At 66.4% G+C, this 15,455-nt stretch carries 12 protein-coding genes; 5 read left to right on the forward strand and 7 right to left on the reverse strand.

The features are described 5' to 3' along the window. The first annotated feature begins 164 nt into the window (after positions 1-164). Together ABT392_RS20105 and ABT392_RS20110 are read left to right on the forward strand one after the other, a co-directional pair. Positions 165-3,461, forward strand: a complete 3,297-nt coding sequence (locus ABT392_RS20105; RefSeq protein WP_395384776.1) for a TonB-dependent receptor plug domain-containing protein — start codon at positions 165-167, stop codon at positions 3,459-3,461. Positions 3,462-3,515: 54 nt separating this feature from the next. Next, entirely contained in the window at positions 3,516-6,047 is a 2,532-nt protein-coding gene (locus ABT392_RS20110; RefSeq protein ID WP_334277843.1) for a zinc-dependent metalloprotease, read from the forward strand. A 184-nt stretch (positions 6,048-6,231) separates the two neighbouring features. Here the strand turns inward: ABT392_RS20110 and ABT392_RS20115 are convergent, their stop codons facing one another. The 3 genes from ABT392_RS20115 to ABT392_RS20125 are packed head-to-tail and all read right to left on the reverse strand — an operon-like array spanning position 6,232 to position 9,028. Continuing rightward, a complete protein-coding gene (locus ABT392_RS20115; protein WP_395384775.1) occupies positions 6,232-7,521 on the reverse strand; it encodes a TRAP transporter large permease in 1,290 nt (429 codons plus the stop codon). Next, positions 7,512-8,000, reverse strand: a complete 489-nt coding sequence (locus ABT392_RS20120) for a TRAP transporter small permease (RefSeq protein WP_395386803.1) — start codon at positions 7,998-8,000, stop codon at positions 7,512-7,514. Before ABT392_RS20120 ends, ABT392_RS20115 begins: the two co-directional genes overlap by 10 nt. Positions 8,001-8,047: 47 nt before the next feature. Beyond that, complete coding sequence (locus ABT392_RS20125; protein ID WP_395384774.1) at positions 8,048-9,028, reverse strand: TRAP transporter substrate-binding protein; 981 nt, start codon at positions 9,026-9,028, stop codon at positions 8,048-8,050. 148 nt (positions 9,029-9,176) lie between these two features. Between ABT392_RS20125 and ABT392_RS20130 the strand changes: the two genes are divergently transcribed. Then, positions 9,177-10,490 carry a pectate lyase family protein gene (locus ABT392_RS20130; protein ID WP_395384773.1) on the forward strand — a complete coding sequence of 438 codons (1,314 nt, stop codon included), beginning with the start codon at positions 9,177-9,179 and terminating at the stop codon, positions 10,488-10,490. Position 10,491: 1 nt separating this feature from the next. Further along, positions 10,492-12,108, forward strand: coding sequence for a family 43 glycosylhydrolase (locus ABT392_RS20135; RefSeq protein ID WP_395384772.1), 1,617 nt, complete (start codon positions 10,492-10,494; stop codon positions 12,106-12,108). A 4-nt stretch (positions 12,109-12,112) separates the two neighbouring features. Here the strand turns inward: ABT392_RS20135 and ubiA are convergent, their stop codons facing one another. Then, positions 12,113-13,018 (reverse strand): 4-hydroxybenzoate octaprenyltransferase, encoded by a 906-nt coding sequence (ubiA, locus tag ABT392_RS20140; RefSeq protein ID WP_395384771.1) that lies wholly within the window; start codon positions 13,016-13,018, stop codon positions 12,113-12,115. Between the two features lie 173 nt (positions 13,019-13,191). Between ubiA and ABT392_RS20145 the strand changes: the two genes are divergently transcribed. Then, the gene (locus ABT392_RS20145; RefSeq protein ID WP_395384770.1) at positions 13,192-13,932 is read left to right on the forward strand and encodes a substrate-binding periplasmic protein; all 741 of its coding nucleotides are present in this window, start codon (positions 13,192-13,194) and stop codon (positions 13,930-13,932) included. A gap of 45 nt (positions 13,933-13,977) precedes the next feature. Here ABT392_RS20145 and ABT392_RS20150 read toward each other — a convergent pair whose 3' ends face one another. From ABT392_RS20150 to ABT392_RS20160, 3 genes are all read right to left on the reverse strand, one after another. Beyond that, positions 13,978-14,151 carry a PEP-CTERM sorting domain-containing protein gene (locus ABT392_RS20150; protein WP_395384769.1) on the reverse strand — a complete coding sequence of 58 codons (174 nt, stop codon included), beginning with the start codon at positions 14,149-14,151 and terminating at the stop codon, positions 13,978-13,980. A 136-nt stretch (positions 14,152-14,287) separates the two neighbouring features. Further along, positions 14,288-14,827 carry an Lcl domain-containing protein gene (locus tag ABT392_RS20155; RefSeq protein ID WP_395384768.1) on the reverse strand — a complete coding sequence of 180 codons (540 nt, stop codon included), beginning with the start codon at positions 14,825-14,827 and terminating at the stop codon, positions 14,288-14,290. A 132-nt stretch (positions 14,828-14,959) separates the two neighbouring features. Next, positions 14,960-15,454, reverse strand: coding sequence for a hypothetical protein (locus tag ABT392_RS20160; RefSeq protein WP_395384767.1), 495 nt, complete (start codon positions 15,452-15,454; stop codon positions 14,960-14,962). Between the last annotated feature and the right edge of the window lies 1 nt (position 15,455).

Raw genomic sequence — 15,455 nt, forward strand, 5'->3', positions numbered from 1 at the left:
CAAGAGTCCGCAATGTGCCGCTTGGCGTCTCCCCGCAGATCGGCGAAGGCACTTTGAGGCCTAAGGGTTAGTCCCTGTGGGGGTGAATCGTGCGTCGCGCGTCGTATCCGCTAGTCCCGGACGACGCCATTCCAAGATCAACAAACAAGCCCCAGGAGTCCCCTGTGTCGCGTAGCCCCCGTTTTGCCTGCCATCCGCTGGCGCTTGCCGTCCTCATGCTGACGGCCCAAGCCCATGCTCAGGCCCAGAACCCCGCCGCCACCGAAGCGCGGCTGGTTGAAATTCCCGCCCAACCTGCTGCGCAAGCGCTGCAGCTGTTCGTCAAGCAACAGAATTTCCAGCTGCTCTATGCACCGGAGCTGGTGCGGGGCCTGACCAGCAAGCCGGTCAGCGGCACGATGCATCCCCGTGACGCCTTGAACCGCATGCTGGAAGGCAGCGGACTGCAAGTCGTCGAGACCGGCCCTAACGCCGCCACGCTGCGCCAGGCGGCCGCGCCGTCGCCGCGCGCCTCGGGTGCGCAAGCCGGCTCGGGGGCCGCCAGTGGCTCCACCGACGCTGCCGAACCGGAGGCCGACTCAAGCCCAAAACCCGCAGCCGCCGCAGCACCGGCGGCGCGCGTTCAGCGTTTTGAACTGGCCGCGGGTGATGCGGTCGAGACGGTCCGCAAGATGGCGGAACTGGGCGGCGTTAGCATCAAGTTCAAGGACGAGGATCTCCGCGGCATCCGCACCAACCGCATCAACGGCGACTACACCTTTGTGCAGGCCATGCGTGAGCTGCTGGCCAACACCCGGCTCTCGTTGGGCCAGCTGGTCGCGACCAACGAGTTCGTGGTGCGCAAGGTCGAGGTCATTGCGCCGGTCGAAGTGACCGGCTCGCACCTGCGCTCCATCGTTGGCGAGCAGGGCATCAACCAGGTCGAGGTGCTGACCCGCCAGGACATCGAGCGCTCCGGCGTGACAACGCTGGCCGAGCTGCGCAACCTGATTCCGCAGCTCTCGGTCGGTGCCTCGGCCAGCTTCGACGGCAACAGCTCGCGGGGCGCGCCGGACGGCCGCCTGCTGTTCAATCTGCGTGGCCTGGGCCAGGGCAATGCCCTGATCCTGGTGGATGGCCTGCGCCTGCCGCGCACCGGCTCGCGCACCGTGGCCGAAGCGTACGAGGCCACCGGCATCCCGATGTCTGCCATTGAACGCGTGGAAGTGCTGCTGGGTGGCGGCAGCGCGATCTATGGCGCCGATGCGGTGGGTGGCGTGGTCAATATCATCACGCGCAAGCGCTACCGTGGCACCGAGGTCGAGTACGCGCTCGACAACACCATGGTGACCGACGCGGCCAACAACCGCCTTGGCATCTCGCACGCCTTCCGGCACAACAAGTTCTCGGCCCGCGCCTCGGTCTCGGTCGAGACCCAGAATGCGCTGGCGCTGCGCGACCGCGATTGGCTGGCAACGGACGACCGCCGCTGGCTGGGCGGCAGCGATGGCACGGCCAACAACCTGCCCATGGGCGGTTATGTGCAGGCCGTCACGGGCAACCTGCCGGGCATCGGCAAGAACACGGCCTACATTCCCGCCGGCGCCAACGGCAAGACGGCCAGCATCGCCGACTACCTGAACGCACCGATCACGGCCCGCTATGACGCCGGCAAGGTCCTGAACGCCGTCAACGAGTACAAGCGCAGCTCCGCGACCGCGCATGCCGAGTACGAGTTCTCGTCCTGGGCCCAGGTCTATGCGGACTTCATGTGGTCCAAGAACGAATCCGAGGCGCAGAGCGACCCAGTGGCGCTGTCGGGCTACACCCTGCCCGCTGGCTATCAGGGCAACCCCTTCGGCGTTCCGATCCGCATCTACAAGTACATGTGGGAGCTGGGCACGCCGATCCGGCACTACACCTATGAGCAGCAGTCGACCTCGATCGGCCTGCGCGGCGACCTGCCCAAGGACTGGCGCTACCGCCTGAACCTTGCCGACGCGCGCAGCAAGCCCTCGCTGCCGGAGGGCGTCTACCAGTTCTACGCGCCGAGGATGAATGCGCTGATCAACGGCGCGACGCCGCCGGTGCTGCTGCACGACAGCTATGCGCTGGTCGGCAATGAAGGCGCGGCGCCCAACGCCGCCGGCGTGCTGGAGTCGGCCTACTACAAGGACGAACGCTACGACACGCCGGTCACCCGCACCTACAGCTTCAGCCTCGATGGCCCGGCCTGGCGGCTGCAAGCCGGCACTGTCAATCTGGCGGTGGGCCTGGAGCGCCGCGTCGATTCGGTCAAGTTCACCAACGTGACCGACAGCACCTTGGTCGACACCACGCAGGCGGCCCAACCCAAGCAGGACCGCATCACCAACTCGAGCTACCTCGAGACTTCGGTGCCGCTGCTCTCGCCCAAGTCCAGCCTGCGCATCCCGCTGGTGCACAGCCTTTCGATCAGCGGCGCGGTGCGGCGCGACAGCTACAACGACTTCGGTGCGGCCAGCAAGAAGCTGCTGGGCGGGCAGTACAAGCCGGTGTCGTGGATGTCGCTGCGCGGCTCGCGCAACGAGGCCTTCCGCGTGCCCTACCTGATCGACATCACGCGGCCGCGCTACGTGACCAATATGACCGTGCCGGCCACGGGCTCGAGCGCGCTGATCGACCTGTATCGCAAGAACGAGCCCTTCATCGGCACGCTGCCCACGACCCTGGGCGGCAGCAACAGCCTGAAGCCCGAACAGTCGGTGCACTACAACGTCGGCCTGCAGATCGAGTCGCCGTTCGAGGCCACCAAGGGGCTGTCGTTCTCGGTGGACCGCTGGCGCTCCAAGATCCTGGACCGCGTGGGCTCGCTGAGCCGCCAGGAGTACATGCTGTACTTCCCCGAGTCCTACTCGCGGGCCGCATTGACGCCCGAGGACGCAGCGGCCGGCTACACGGCGGGCAAGATCACCGGTGTCGATTTCACCTCGCGCAACATCTCCAAGTACCAGGCCTCGGGCTATGACTACTCGCTGCGCTATGTGATCCGTTCGAGCTGGGGCGAGTTCTCGCTGAACGGCCGCATGACGCGCACCGACAAGCTCGAGGTCGTTGCCACGCCGGCCGCTGCGCCAAGCCCCTACACCAATGCACGCCTGCAGCCCAAGCGTGTGGTGGCCACCGTCTCCTGGGCCTATCGCGGCGCCGGTGTCAGCGTCACCGGCATCCGCCAGAGCGGCTTCCCGGTCAGCCTGTTCCCGCCCATCGTCGACTACCCGGGCACCACGACCTGGAATACCAACGTCTGGTACGACTTCGGCAACGGCGGCTGGCATGACAAGCAGGGCCTGGTCGGCCGGCTGATGGGCGACACGCGCATCTCTCTCGGCCTGATCAATGCCACCGACGTGGCGCCGCCGCTGAGCCCGACGGGCCAGGTCAACAGCTCGGTCGACCCGCGGCTGATGCGCTACACGTTCACGCTGCGCCGCCGCTTCTGAGCATTGCCAGCACACCTCTCACGCTTCCCTCTCCAACAAGCAGACATGAACACCATGAAGTCTTCTCACATCCGCCGCCTGCCGCTGGCTGCACTGCTCTCGCTCGCTCTCGGCGCGGCCTTTGCCCAGGAAACACCGCCGGCACCGGCCGAAGGCGCCGCCTCGGCCGCCCGCCCGGGCGGCCCTGGCGCCGCTACGCCCGAAATCGAGCCCAAGGCCTATGACAAGGTCATCACCAAGGACGCCAAGACCCAGAAGGGCCTGGTCACGGTCCACCAAGTCAAGACCAAGCTGTACTTCGAGGTGCCCAAGGCCCTGCTCGGCAAGCAACTGCTGATGGTGGCGAACGCCACCTCGGTGCCTTCCGATGTGGACCATGTGGGCAAGTCGCTGGCCCAGGACGTGGTGCGCTTCAGCCTGCGCGGCAACAAGGTCTTCTTCCAGCAGGTCGACCACTCGTTCGCGGCCGACGCGGGCCGACCGAATGCCGAGGCCGTGAAGAACTCGCAGCGCGATGCGATCCTGGCCAGCTTCAATGTCGAGGCCTTCGCGGCCGACGGCTCGCCAGTGATCGAGGTCAGCCGCCTGTTCCAGAGCGAAGTCGGCGAGTTCAGCGCCCGCCGCATGGTCAAGGGCACGGGCCTGGACGCACAGCGCAGCTATGTGGACACCACGCGCGCTTTCCCCGGCAGCGTGCGGGTCGATGCGGTGCACACCTACTCGGCGCCGATGATGCTCAACGGCCCGATGGGCCCGGCGCCGGCACCAGCCGGCTGGCCGGCGCGCTCGGCCACCTTCGGCATCTCCTACAACCTGGTGGAGCTGCCGGCCGTGGCGATGATGCCGCGCCTGATGGACGACCGTGTCGGCTACTTCTACGAGAGCCGCACGGACTACGGCCATGACCGCCACACCATCGAGCGTGAGCGCATGATCACGCGCTGGCGTCTGGAGAAGAAGGACCCGAACGCCGCCGTGAGCGAGCCGGTCAAGCCCATCGTCTGGTACATCGACAAGTCGACCCCGACCGCGCTGGTGCCCTATGTGAAGAAGGGCATCGAGGCCTGGAACGTGGCCTTCGAGGCCGCCGGCTTCAAGAACGCGGTGCAGGCCCGCCCGTTCCCGACCAAGGAGCAGGACCCCGAGTTCGACCCCGAAGACGTGCGCTACAGCATCATCCGCTGGGTGCCATCGCAGATTCCCAACGCCTATGGTCCGCACCTCAGCGACCCGCGCAGCGGCGAGATTCTGAACGCGAACATCGTGATGTATCACAACATCCAGAAGATCCTGCGCGACTGGTACATCACTCAGGCCGGGCCGGTGGATGCACGTGCGCAGCAGCTGCCGCTGCCGGACGATCTGATGGGCGACCTGGTGGCCTATGTGGTGACGCACGAAGTGGGTCATTCCCTCGGCTTCCAGCACAACATGAAGGCCAGCTCGCAGTACCCGATCGAGAAGCTGCGCGATGCCAAGTGGCTCAAGGAGATGGGCCATGTGTCGTCCATCATGGACTACAGCCGCATGAACTACCTGGTGCAGCCGGAAGACAAGATCGACCCGGCGCTGCTGATCCCCAAGGTCGGTCCCTACGACATCTTCGCCACCAAGTGGGGCTACGCGCCCATCCCGAGCGCGAAGACACCGCAGGACGAGAAGCTGGTGCTGGACAGCTGGGCCCGCGAGCAGGACAGCAAGCCCTGGCTGCGCTTCCAGGCGCCCATGAATGGCGACTACGGCACGGTGATGGAAGCCGTGGGCGATGCCGATGCGGTCACGGCCACGACGCTCGGCACCAAGAACCTGCAGCGCCTCGTCAAGATGCTGCCGAAGATGACGCTGCGTGCCGGTGAAAGCAACAAGGACCTGGCCGACCTCTACAAGGGCGTCTGGGGCCAGTGGACCAAGGAACTGGTCCATGTGGCTGCCCTGCTGGGCGGCTATGACTTCCAGACCAAGGCGGGCTCGCAGCCGGGCGCCATCGGCAAGCCTGCAGCCAAGGCCCAGCAGGCACGTGCCGTGGCCTTCTTCAACGAGCAGCTGTTCGCCACGCCGAACTGGATTCTCGACACGGCCGTGACCGAGCGCCTGGCCCCGGGTGTGGGCACCGGCCTGCTGGTGACGACCCAGCGTGGCGTCCTGAACACCCTGCTCAGCAGCGAGATCCTGGGCCGCATGTCGGGCCAGGAGCAGCTGTACGGCGACAAGGCCTACCGCATCGAGCAGATGCTGGCCGACCTGCGCGGCGGCGTGCTTGGCGAGCTGAAGAGCGGCGCGGCACCGACGCCGGCCCGCCGCAACCTGCAGCGCAGCTACGTGGATGTGCTGGCCGGCAAGGTCGAGGGTTCGAGCTACGACGACGGCCGTGCCGCCGTGCGCGCCGAGCTGCGCCTGCTGGGCAAGCAGTTCGCCGAACGCGGCCGCACAGCCGGCGACTCGACGACCCGCGCCCACTGGACCGAACTGGCCGAGCTGACCGACAAGGCGCTCGACCCCAAGGCCGGCGGCGCCAAGAGCACGCGCCCGCAGATGGGTCTGCTGGACAGCGAAGAGGAGCAGGCCCATTGGCCGGCCGTGCGCTGATCTGAACGTCATTGCTCGGGGACGCCGTCCCCCCGCTCGCGTGAGCGTTCGGGGGGCTTGAGGAGAAGTCCGCACCGCCGTTTCTATCTCTCCTTCCGGCGGACAGCGGGCCCATCAAGGCGGCGGCGCAGTCATGTAGGGCTGGACAGCATGCGGGCTGTCCAGCCCTTGCGCCTTTTGGCACTCAGCCCAGCAAGCCCGGCAGCCACAGCGAGAACGCCGGCACATAGGTCACGAGCAGCAGCGTGCCGATCAGTGCGCCATAGAAGGGCCAGATCGAGCGCATCACCTGGCCCACCGAGATGCCGCCGATGGCGCAGCCGACGAATTGCGTGGTGCCCACCGGCGGCGTGTTCAGGCCGAGCGCGCAATTGATCAGCATGACGATGCCGAACTGCGTGGCGTCCATGCCGTATTGCTGGCAGATCGGCAGGAAGATCGGCGTGCAGATCAGGATGGTGGCCGACATGTCCAGGAAGGTGCCGAGAAGGAACAGCAGCACGTTCACCATCAGGAAGATCACCCAGGGGCTGCTGGTGAAGGACTGCATCAGCTCACCGGTCTGCTGCGGCACTTCGTAGAGCGCCATGAAGTAGCCGAAGGCCGAGGAGATGCCGATCAGCAGCAGCACCACGCCCGTGGTCTTGCAGGCCTTGGCGCAGGCGGCCAGGAAGCCGCGCCAGCTCAAGGAGCGATAGACCAGCACGGTGACGGCCAGCGCCCAGCACACCGCCGTGGCGGCCGACTCGGTGGCGGTGAACACGCCGGAGAGGATGCCGGCCAGGATGATCACCACCACCAGCAGGCCCGGCAGTGCTGCACCGAAGGCCTTGAGCACCGCGGGCCAGCCGGGGAAAGGCCCGTGCACCGGATAACCGCGCTTCACCGCCACGCCGTAGGCCGCGGCCAGGTTGGCGATGGTGAGTATCAGCGCCGGGATCAGCGCCGCCAGGATCAGCTTGAACACGCTGACCGAGGCGATGCCCGCGGCCGCCAACACGAAGATGATCAGGTTGTGCGAGGTCGGCATCAAGGCGCCGACCAAGGCCGCGTGCGTGGTCACATTGACCGCGTAATCGGCGTGGTAGCCCTCCTTCTTCATAAGCGGAATCATTACGGAGCCCATGGCCGACACATCGGCCAGCGGCGAGCCGGCCACGCCACCGAACAAGGTGCAGCCCAGCACATTGCTCATGCCCAGGCCGCCGCGCACATGGCCCACCAGGCTGTTGGCAAAGCGCACGATGCGCTCGGCAATGCCGCCATGCAGCATCAGCTCGCCGGCGAACACGAAGAAGGGAATGGCCAGGAAGGAGAACACCTGCATGCCGCCGACCATCTTCTGGAACACGATGGCCACGGGCAGGTCGGCCGCGATGATGGTGGCGATGGAGGACAGGCCGATGGCGAAAGCGACGGGCACGCCGAGGACGAGGAGCAGCGCGAAGCTGATACCGAGAATTGCTAGTTCCATGCGGGCTCCACGCTGCGGCCGCGCAGAAGCGCCACGATGTGTTCAATCGAGAAGAGCACGATCAAGCCGCCACCAATCACCAGCGGCAGATAGTCCATTCCCTCGGGCACGCCCAGCATCGGCTTGGCTTCGTCCCATTTGAGCGTGGTCCAGGTCCAGCCTGAGTCCAGCATCAGCGCACCGAACAGGGCGACCAGCGCGTGGATCAGCACTTCCAGCTTCAGGCGCAGCTTCTCGGGCAGGAGCACCAGCAGCGACTCCAGCCCGATATGGCCCGCATCGCGCACGCCCACGGCCACGCCGAAGGCGGTGATGTAGAGCACGAGCAGCAGGGCCAGCGCCTCGGTCCAGGTCGGCGAATCATTGAACAGATAGCGGCCGATGACCTGGACCTGCACGCAGACCAGCACCAGGATCAGGCCGAGCACGGCGGCCATCAGCGCCAGCTTGGAGAGCCCGGCGCAAACGCGCGTGAGTATCTGCGTCGCTGGCCAAGGGTCAGGACTTGCCTGCTGATCAGGCTCGCTCATTTCACGTCCTGCAAGGCCTTGACCAGGCGCTGCAGGTCCGGCGTGTTCATGAACTTCGCATAGACCGGCGCCATCTGCGCCTGGAACGAGGCCTTGTCCACGTCCACCACGTCGGCGCCCTTGGACTTCACGAGCGCCAGCGACCTGGCCTCCTGCTCATCCCACTTCTGGCGCTGGAAGGCGACCGATTCCTTGGCCGCGGCGCGCACCAGGGCCTGGTCGGCGGGGCTGAGCTTGTCGAACGAGCGCTTGCTCATCAGGAGCATCTCGGGCGCCATCGAATGCTCGGTGCGCGAGTAGTACTTCACCGCCTCGTAGTGCTTGTATCCATCGAAGGAGGGCACGTTGTTTTCGGCCGCATCGATCAGGCCGGTCTTGAGGCCGGTGTAGACCTCGCCGAGCGGCATCGGCGTGGCGTTGGCGCCCATGGCGCTGACGATGGCCACCCAGAGGTCGGACTGCGGCACGCGGATCTTCAGGCCCTTGGCGTCCGCCACGGTCTTGATCGGCTTCTTGGCATAGATGGAGCGGGCGCCGCTGTCATAGAAGGCCAGGCCCACGAAGCCCTGCGGCTCGCAGCTGCGCAGGATCTCGTCGCCGGCCGCGCTGTCCAGCGCGCGGCGCATGTGCTCCACCGAGCGGAACAGAAAGGGCATGGTGGGCACCAGGGTCTTGGCGCAGATCGCATTCATCGGGCTCACGTTGACCCGGGCGATGTCCAGCGCACCGACCTTGACCTGGTCGATGCTCTCCTTCTCGGTGCCGAGCGCCCCCTTGTTGAAGACCTTGATCTTCAGACGGCCGCCGGTCCGCTGGGCAAGCAACTCGCCCATGCGCTTGACCGCCACCACCGTCGGGTAGTCGTCGCTGTTGTGGATGTCGGCGGCGCGCAGGGTCTGGGCCTGGACGACGCCGCCCAGGCTGCTCAGGCCGGCGAGCAGGGCCAGCATCAGGGCGCTGGTCTTGGGGATCTTCATGATGGTCTCCGCGCCCTCAGGGTCACTACCGTTTCGAAAGCTCCGGGGCATGAATCAGAATACCGAAACAGCGTTTCAGATTCATGAGTGGTTTCATGGGGGTAGCGATATGAAGCAGAGGATCCAAGGCTTGCTTGCTGTCGCAGCGATGTTAGTGCTGGCTCCCGTGCAAGCCCAGGTGCCTGGCGTTGCCATCAATGCGGCCAGCTTCGATGTCAGCGGCTGGGCCGTCGGCACCCAGGGCGGCAGGGGCGGCCGCATCATCAAGGTGACGACGCTGGCCGAGTCCGGCCCGGGTTCGCTGCGGGAGGCGGTCGAGGCCGAGGGCCCGCGCATCGTGGTCTTCGAGGTCGGCGGCGTGATCGACATGCAGGGCCGGCAGCTGCTGGTACGCCATCCCTTCATCACCATCGCCGGCCAGACGGCACCGCGGCCGGGCATCACCGTGATCAAGGGCGAGACCAATATCCGCGCCAGCCAGGTCATCATCCAGCACCTGATGTTCCGGCCCGGCGAGTTCGGCCGGCCCAAGAAGGGCGGAGCCGACCAGGACGGCATCTCCACGCAAGGCGCGGCAGCCCAAGTGATCGTGGACCATTGCAGCTTGTCCTGGGCGACCGATGAGAATCTCTCGGTCGGCGGCCCGCGCTTCAACGGCGGCGACCAGCCGGACGACTGGCGCCGCAACACCGCGCACCAGATCACCTACAGCCACAACCTGATCTACGAGGGCCTCGCCAACTCGGTGCATGAGAAGGGCGAGCATTCCAAGGGCAGCCTGATCCACGACAACGCCACCGGCATCCTGCTCTACGCCAACATCTACGCCTCGAACATGGAGCGCAATGCGCTGTTCAAGGGCGGCGTGCATGCGGCCATGGTCAACAACCTGATCTACAACCCCGGCGGCAAGGCGGTGCACTACAACCTGGTGGCCCATGAGTGGGCCGGCCGGCCCTTCCAGCCGGGCAAGGTGACCTTGATCGGCAACGCCTACCGGCAGGGGCCTGACACGCGCCCCAACACGCCGCTGTTCGCGCTGGGCGGTCATGGCGACGTGGAGCTTTTCCTGCAGGACAACCTCGCTGTCGACGAGGTCGGCAAGCCGGTGGCGCAGACCGGCGTCTACACGGCCGGCACGGCGCGCATCCTCAAGGCCGACAAGCCCTACCTGCCGCCCGACATCCGCATCCATCCGGTGGCCACCCTGGAAGCCGAGCTGCCGCTGGCGGTGGGTGCACGGCCCTGGGACCGCGACCCCATCGACTTCAAGCTGCTGTCCGACGTGGCCGAGGGCCGCGGCCAGATCATCGATTCGGAATTGCAGAACGCGCATGGCTATCCGCATGGCAAGTTCTATGCACCGACCCGGCGGGCCTTCGACGCGGCGCAGTGGAACCTCGTCGACATGAGCCCGAAAGCAGGCTGGGCGTCCTTGTTCGTCAAACAGAAGGCCCACTGAAATGCGGCTCGGGCTGCTGGCCGCCGGGCTGCTTCTTGCAGCATCGGCATCCGCTTGCGCGCAACCGGCCGACTGCGCCGCCACCCCCGGCAACCCCTATCTGCGGCCCTGCCTCGACAACGCGCGCGGCATCGAAGGCCAGCGCCGCGCCGACCTTGGCGACGGCCGCTACCTGAACCCCATCCTCGCCGGCGACCGGCCCGACCCCAGCATCCTGAAGGACGGCGACGACTACTGGATGGTGCACTCCAGCTTCGAGACCTACCCCGGCCTCACGATCTGGCATTCGCGCGACCTGGTGAACTGGACGCCGCGGGTCAGCGCCTTGAAGGACTACATCGGCAGCGTCTGGGCGCCCGAGCTCACCAAGCATGCCGGTCGCTACTACCTCTACGTGCCGGCCAAGAAGCCCGGCAACAACAACATCTACGTGATGAGCGCGGCCAGCATCGATGGCCCGTGGACCCCACCGGTGCCACTCGGCAACGACCGCATCGACCCCGGCCACATCGTCGGCGAAGACGGCAAGCGCTATCTCTTTGTCTCCGGAGGCGGCCGCCTGAAGCTCAGCGACGACGGCATGAAGGTGGAAGGCCCGCTCGAGAAGGTCTATGAGGGCTGGCGGTACCCGCCCGAATGGGACGTGGAGAGCTACTCGCAGGAAGGACCCAAGATGATGCGGCGCGGCGGGTACTTCTACATGACGCTGGCGCTGGGCGGCACCGCCGGCCCGCCGACCAGCCACATGGTCGTCTCGGCCCGCTCCAGGTCCATCCACGGCCCATGGGAGAACTCGCCCTACAACCCGATCACGCGCACGGTGACAGCGGCGGAGAAGTGGTGGTCCAAGGGGCACGCGACCCCGGTCGAAGGGCCGAAGCCGGGCACCTGGTACATGGTGCTGCACGGCTATGAAAACGGCTTCCACACGCTGGGCCGGCAGACGCTGCTGCAACCCATCGAATGGACGGCTGACGGCTGGTTCAAGGCGAGCAATCAGGACATCGGCCAGCCCATCGCCAAACCCGATGGCAAGAGCGAGCGGCCGCCGCATGGCCTGGCGCTGTCGGACGACTTCAAGACCGACCGCTTCGGCCTGCAATGGAGCTTCTTCGCCGCGGGCGCCAACGAACGCCAGCGCCTGAGCCATGGCGATGGCGTGATGGCGCTCAGCGCCAAGGGCAAGTCACCGGCCGACAGCTCGCCACTCAGCTTCATCACCGGCGACACCGCCTATCGCTTCGAGGTCGACCTCGACATCGACGAGGCCGCCCAAGGCGGCGCGCTGCTGTTCTACAACGACAAGCTCTTTGCCGGCGTCGGCATCAATGAGCGCGGCATCGTGCTCTACCGCTACGGCCAGGAAATCCGCACCAGCGCCAAGCCGGCCGGACTGGGAATGAAGCTGCGCCTGCGCATCACCAACCAGCGCCATGTGATGACGATCCACAGCAGCGCCGACGCTGGCAAGACCTGGCACAAGTTCGGCACGCAGATGGACGTTTCGGGCTACCACCACAACGTGGCGGGCGGCTTCATGAGCCTGCGCCCGGCGCTGTTTGCGGCGGGGCAGGGCCAGGTGAGGTTTTCGCGCCTGAGCTACGAAGCCCTGCCCTGAGCGCTCAGCGCAGCGCCAGGTCCACCACCGTCCCCACGAACACCGCGAACCCCAGCCAGTGGTTTTGCCGGAAGGCCTTGAAGCAGCCTTCGCGCGAGCGTTCGCGTATCAGCGAGTAGTGCCACGCCACCTGGGCGGCCGCAACGACGACGCCGACGATGAAGTACTTGCCGAGGCCGAAGCGCAGGCCGAGCCAGGTCCAGGCGGCGAGGTAGATCAGGTAGAAGGCCATCACACCGATCACATCGAAGCGGCCCAGCGTCAGCGCCGAGGTCTTGATGCCGATGCGGATGTCGTCGTCCCGGTCCACCATCGCGTATTCGGTGTCATAGGCCAGCACCCAGAACAGATTGGCCACCAGGAGCGCCCAGGCCGACAGCGGCACGGCGGCGTTGAGCGCCTCCAGGCTGAAGCTGGTGCCGCCGAGGGAGGCCGAGAAGGCCATCGGGATGCCAAAGCTGAAGGCCACACCCAGCACCGCCTGCGGCATCGCCACCACGCGCTTGGCGTAGGGGTAGACCAGGGCCACGGCCAGCGCCGCGAACGACAGCATGATGGTTGTGGCATTGGTCGTCAGCACCAGGCCGAAGGCCACCAGCGCAAGGCCTGCCCCCAGCAGCAGCGCCTCCTTGACCGACACAGCGCCGCTGGTGACCGGCCGGTTGGCGGTGCGCTTCACATGCTTGTCGAAGTCGCGGTCGGCCACGTCGTTGACGCAGCAGCCGGCCGAGCGCATCAGGATGGTGCCGAGCGTGAACACGGCGAGCAGGTGCCAGCCGGGCCAGCCGTCGGCGGCAATCCACAGGCTGGCGAGGGTGGGCCACAGCAGCAGCAGCCAGCCGGCCGGGCGGTCCCAGCGGATCAGGTCGAGGTAGAGGGACAGGCGGGAGCGGGGCGCGGCGGGGCTCATGGCGGCATTGTCGCCGGCCGAGGCCTGAGGGGTATCACCGAGTAGGGGCTCGCCCGCTTGTGCGACGGCAAGTCAATACCAAGAATGTCTGGATCCGGCCGTGCGGTGCTCGCGGGGCCGTTTCTGCAGGAGTTCACTTGCGACGCAGCTTGGGGTGGGCACTGGCCAGTGCGATGTGTTGGTTCGCTCCCCCGGTGTTGGCGGAGGAGGTCAGGCTGCGCGTGCTGGCCGATCCCTGGTGCCCCTACAACTGCGAACCCGGCAGCCCGCGGCCTGGCTATGTGATCGAGCTGCTGCAGGCAGCACTGCCGCCCGGCAATGCACTCGACTACCGCGTCGTGCCCTGGGAGCGGGCATTGGCGGAAACCGCCGACGGCCGCGCTGACGTGGCCCTGGTGGTCACCTCGTCCGGGGTAGAGCGCTTCGGGCTGGTGGTTGGTCGGGAGCCTGCCGGCATGGCGGCGGACTGCCTGTTCGTTGCCACGACCTCGTCTGTGCGGAGCTTGCGCCGCCAGGATCTGGACCGTTTGAAGTCGGTGGGTATCGTGGCCGGCTACGAGTACGACGGGCCCATCGGTGCATGGCTGCAGAACCCCGCCTACAAGGACCGGATCCGTGTGACAGGCGGTGCCCGGCCCGCTGAGGTCAATGCCCGCAATCTGGCGCTGGGCCGGCTCGATGCCGTGGTCGAGGATGCGCAGGTGATGCAGCATGTCTTGCTCCAGCTGGGCCTTGGAGCCAAGGTGCGCCAGGCGGGCTGCCAGGCGGCAGGTCCGGTCTACGTGGGCTTCAGCCCGCGCCATCCCCAGGCCCGGCAACTGGCCGAAAGGCTCGACCATGCGGTGCAGGAGCAGCGCCGCAGCGGCCAGTTGGCACGCCTGCTGACGCGCTACGGCTTGAGCGACTGGAAGTGATTGCGGGCCGGCTGGGCGCTGGCAGGGGTGCAGGGCCTTGCATGTTCATGGACGGAGCCGGGAACGACGCGCCTGAGCGCGCCGAGACCCCGATGCCGCAGAGTGCGGGCCGGCGTTCGACCTCATTCGCCGCCTCGCCATCGCAAGCAACAGCCCCAGTGCCCCAATGCCAGTCAGGGCCACCGAGCTGGGTTCAGGAACCTCTGCGCCGACCAGCACATCGCCCTCCCTCAGTGCAAAGGAGAAAGCACGGTTGGGCGCATCGCCAGCGGCTGCCGCTGCGTCACCCTTTGCTGAGAGGGGCCACGCGCGGGAACATCAGGCCTATCGAATCGGACCTCTCGGGGCCTGGCGTTTACTTCGCATTCCTGACCAGCCGGACCTCGTACTCCTCTTCGTCCTTGCCGATGAGGTCAAAGCGGCCGCGATTCCCTGTCAGGTTCTCCAGGTCCTCCTTGCCGCTGACGACCCAGTGCATGTTGGTCATGTTCGTGACTCTGGACGCGGTCCAGTACACGAAAACCTTGGAGCTCTGGCCGTGGAAGTGCGGGCTCAAATGCGTCAGGCGCTCATGCCAGGATTGCCTGGCCATGATCGACATCAGCTCCTCCCGACCCGGCAGCCGCCAGCCGTTGCCTGCCTGCTTTGAGACTGCCTCGGCATCAAACCAGTTCATGCGCTGTGGCGTGCCCGTGCATTGGTCCTGACGCAACTCTTGCCCAACGAAGCAAGACATCCATTCCAGCTTCTGTTGATGGTCGACGACGACGGCGCCAACCTGCTTGTCTGGCTTCAAGGAGAACCGGTCTCTCTTGGCTTCGAGCTTGATACCCTGCGCGAAGACGGAAGAGGTCAGTGTGATCAACGCGGCAAGCAAAGTGGTGACGGCTTTCATGGGTTCACGAGTCCTTCGAATGTTGCTGACGGGGCCTGAGTTCAATGGGCAGTTGGGCGGCGTCGCTTGTCGGCTGCGACGCCTCATACGCCAAATGAACGGAGACTGGACAGGTTCAGCGATGCGCCCCTGCTAGTTGCATTTCTGACTCGCTGCCATTTCCAGGGACGCTGCCGAGTTGTTGAACCCAGCTCCCACGCTGCCCCACTTGCCGTTCTTGTCGCGGTACAGCTTGTGCTCGGCGCCGCTGCGACAGCGGACCACGAAGATGGTGTGCCGCGTGTCGAAGCCGAACTCCGAGAAGCCGCCTTCGTACTGCCTGACGATCTTCCAAGCGCTGCCCGTGGCTGCTGTTGAAGGGTTGCTGTTGGTGCTGCTGGGGCCTGCGGCCGCCTGCTCTGCCTGACGCTGCTTGTTGCGCCGGTCCGTTTCGTCCACCTGGGCGCCCAGTGCGCTCCGGGCCCGCGCGATGTCGCTGCGGACTGATGCAGCGACGCTCAGTTCGACCTTGTTGCCCGAGCGGGCGTCTGCCTTGCGGTAGGCGTCATCGACGGGATTGGCCTGGCCAGAGACGCTGACGAATACATACAGCAGGGCGAAGCAGGCGATGTGTTTGTAGGTGCGCATG

The organism is Paucibacter sp. JuS9, from assembly GCF_044043925.2.
GTDB lineage: Bacteria > Pseudomonadota > Gammaproteobacteria > Burkholderiales > Burkholderiaceae_C > JAUASW01.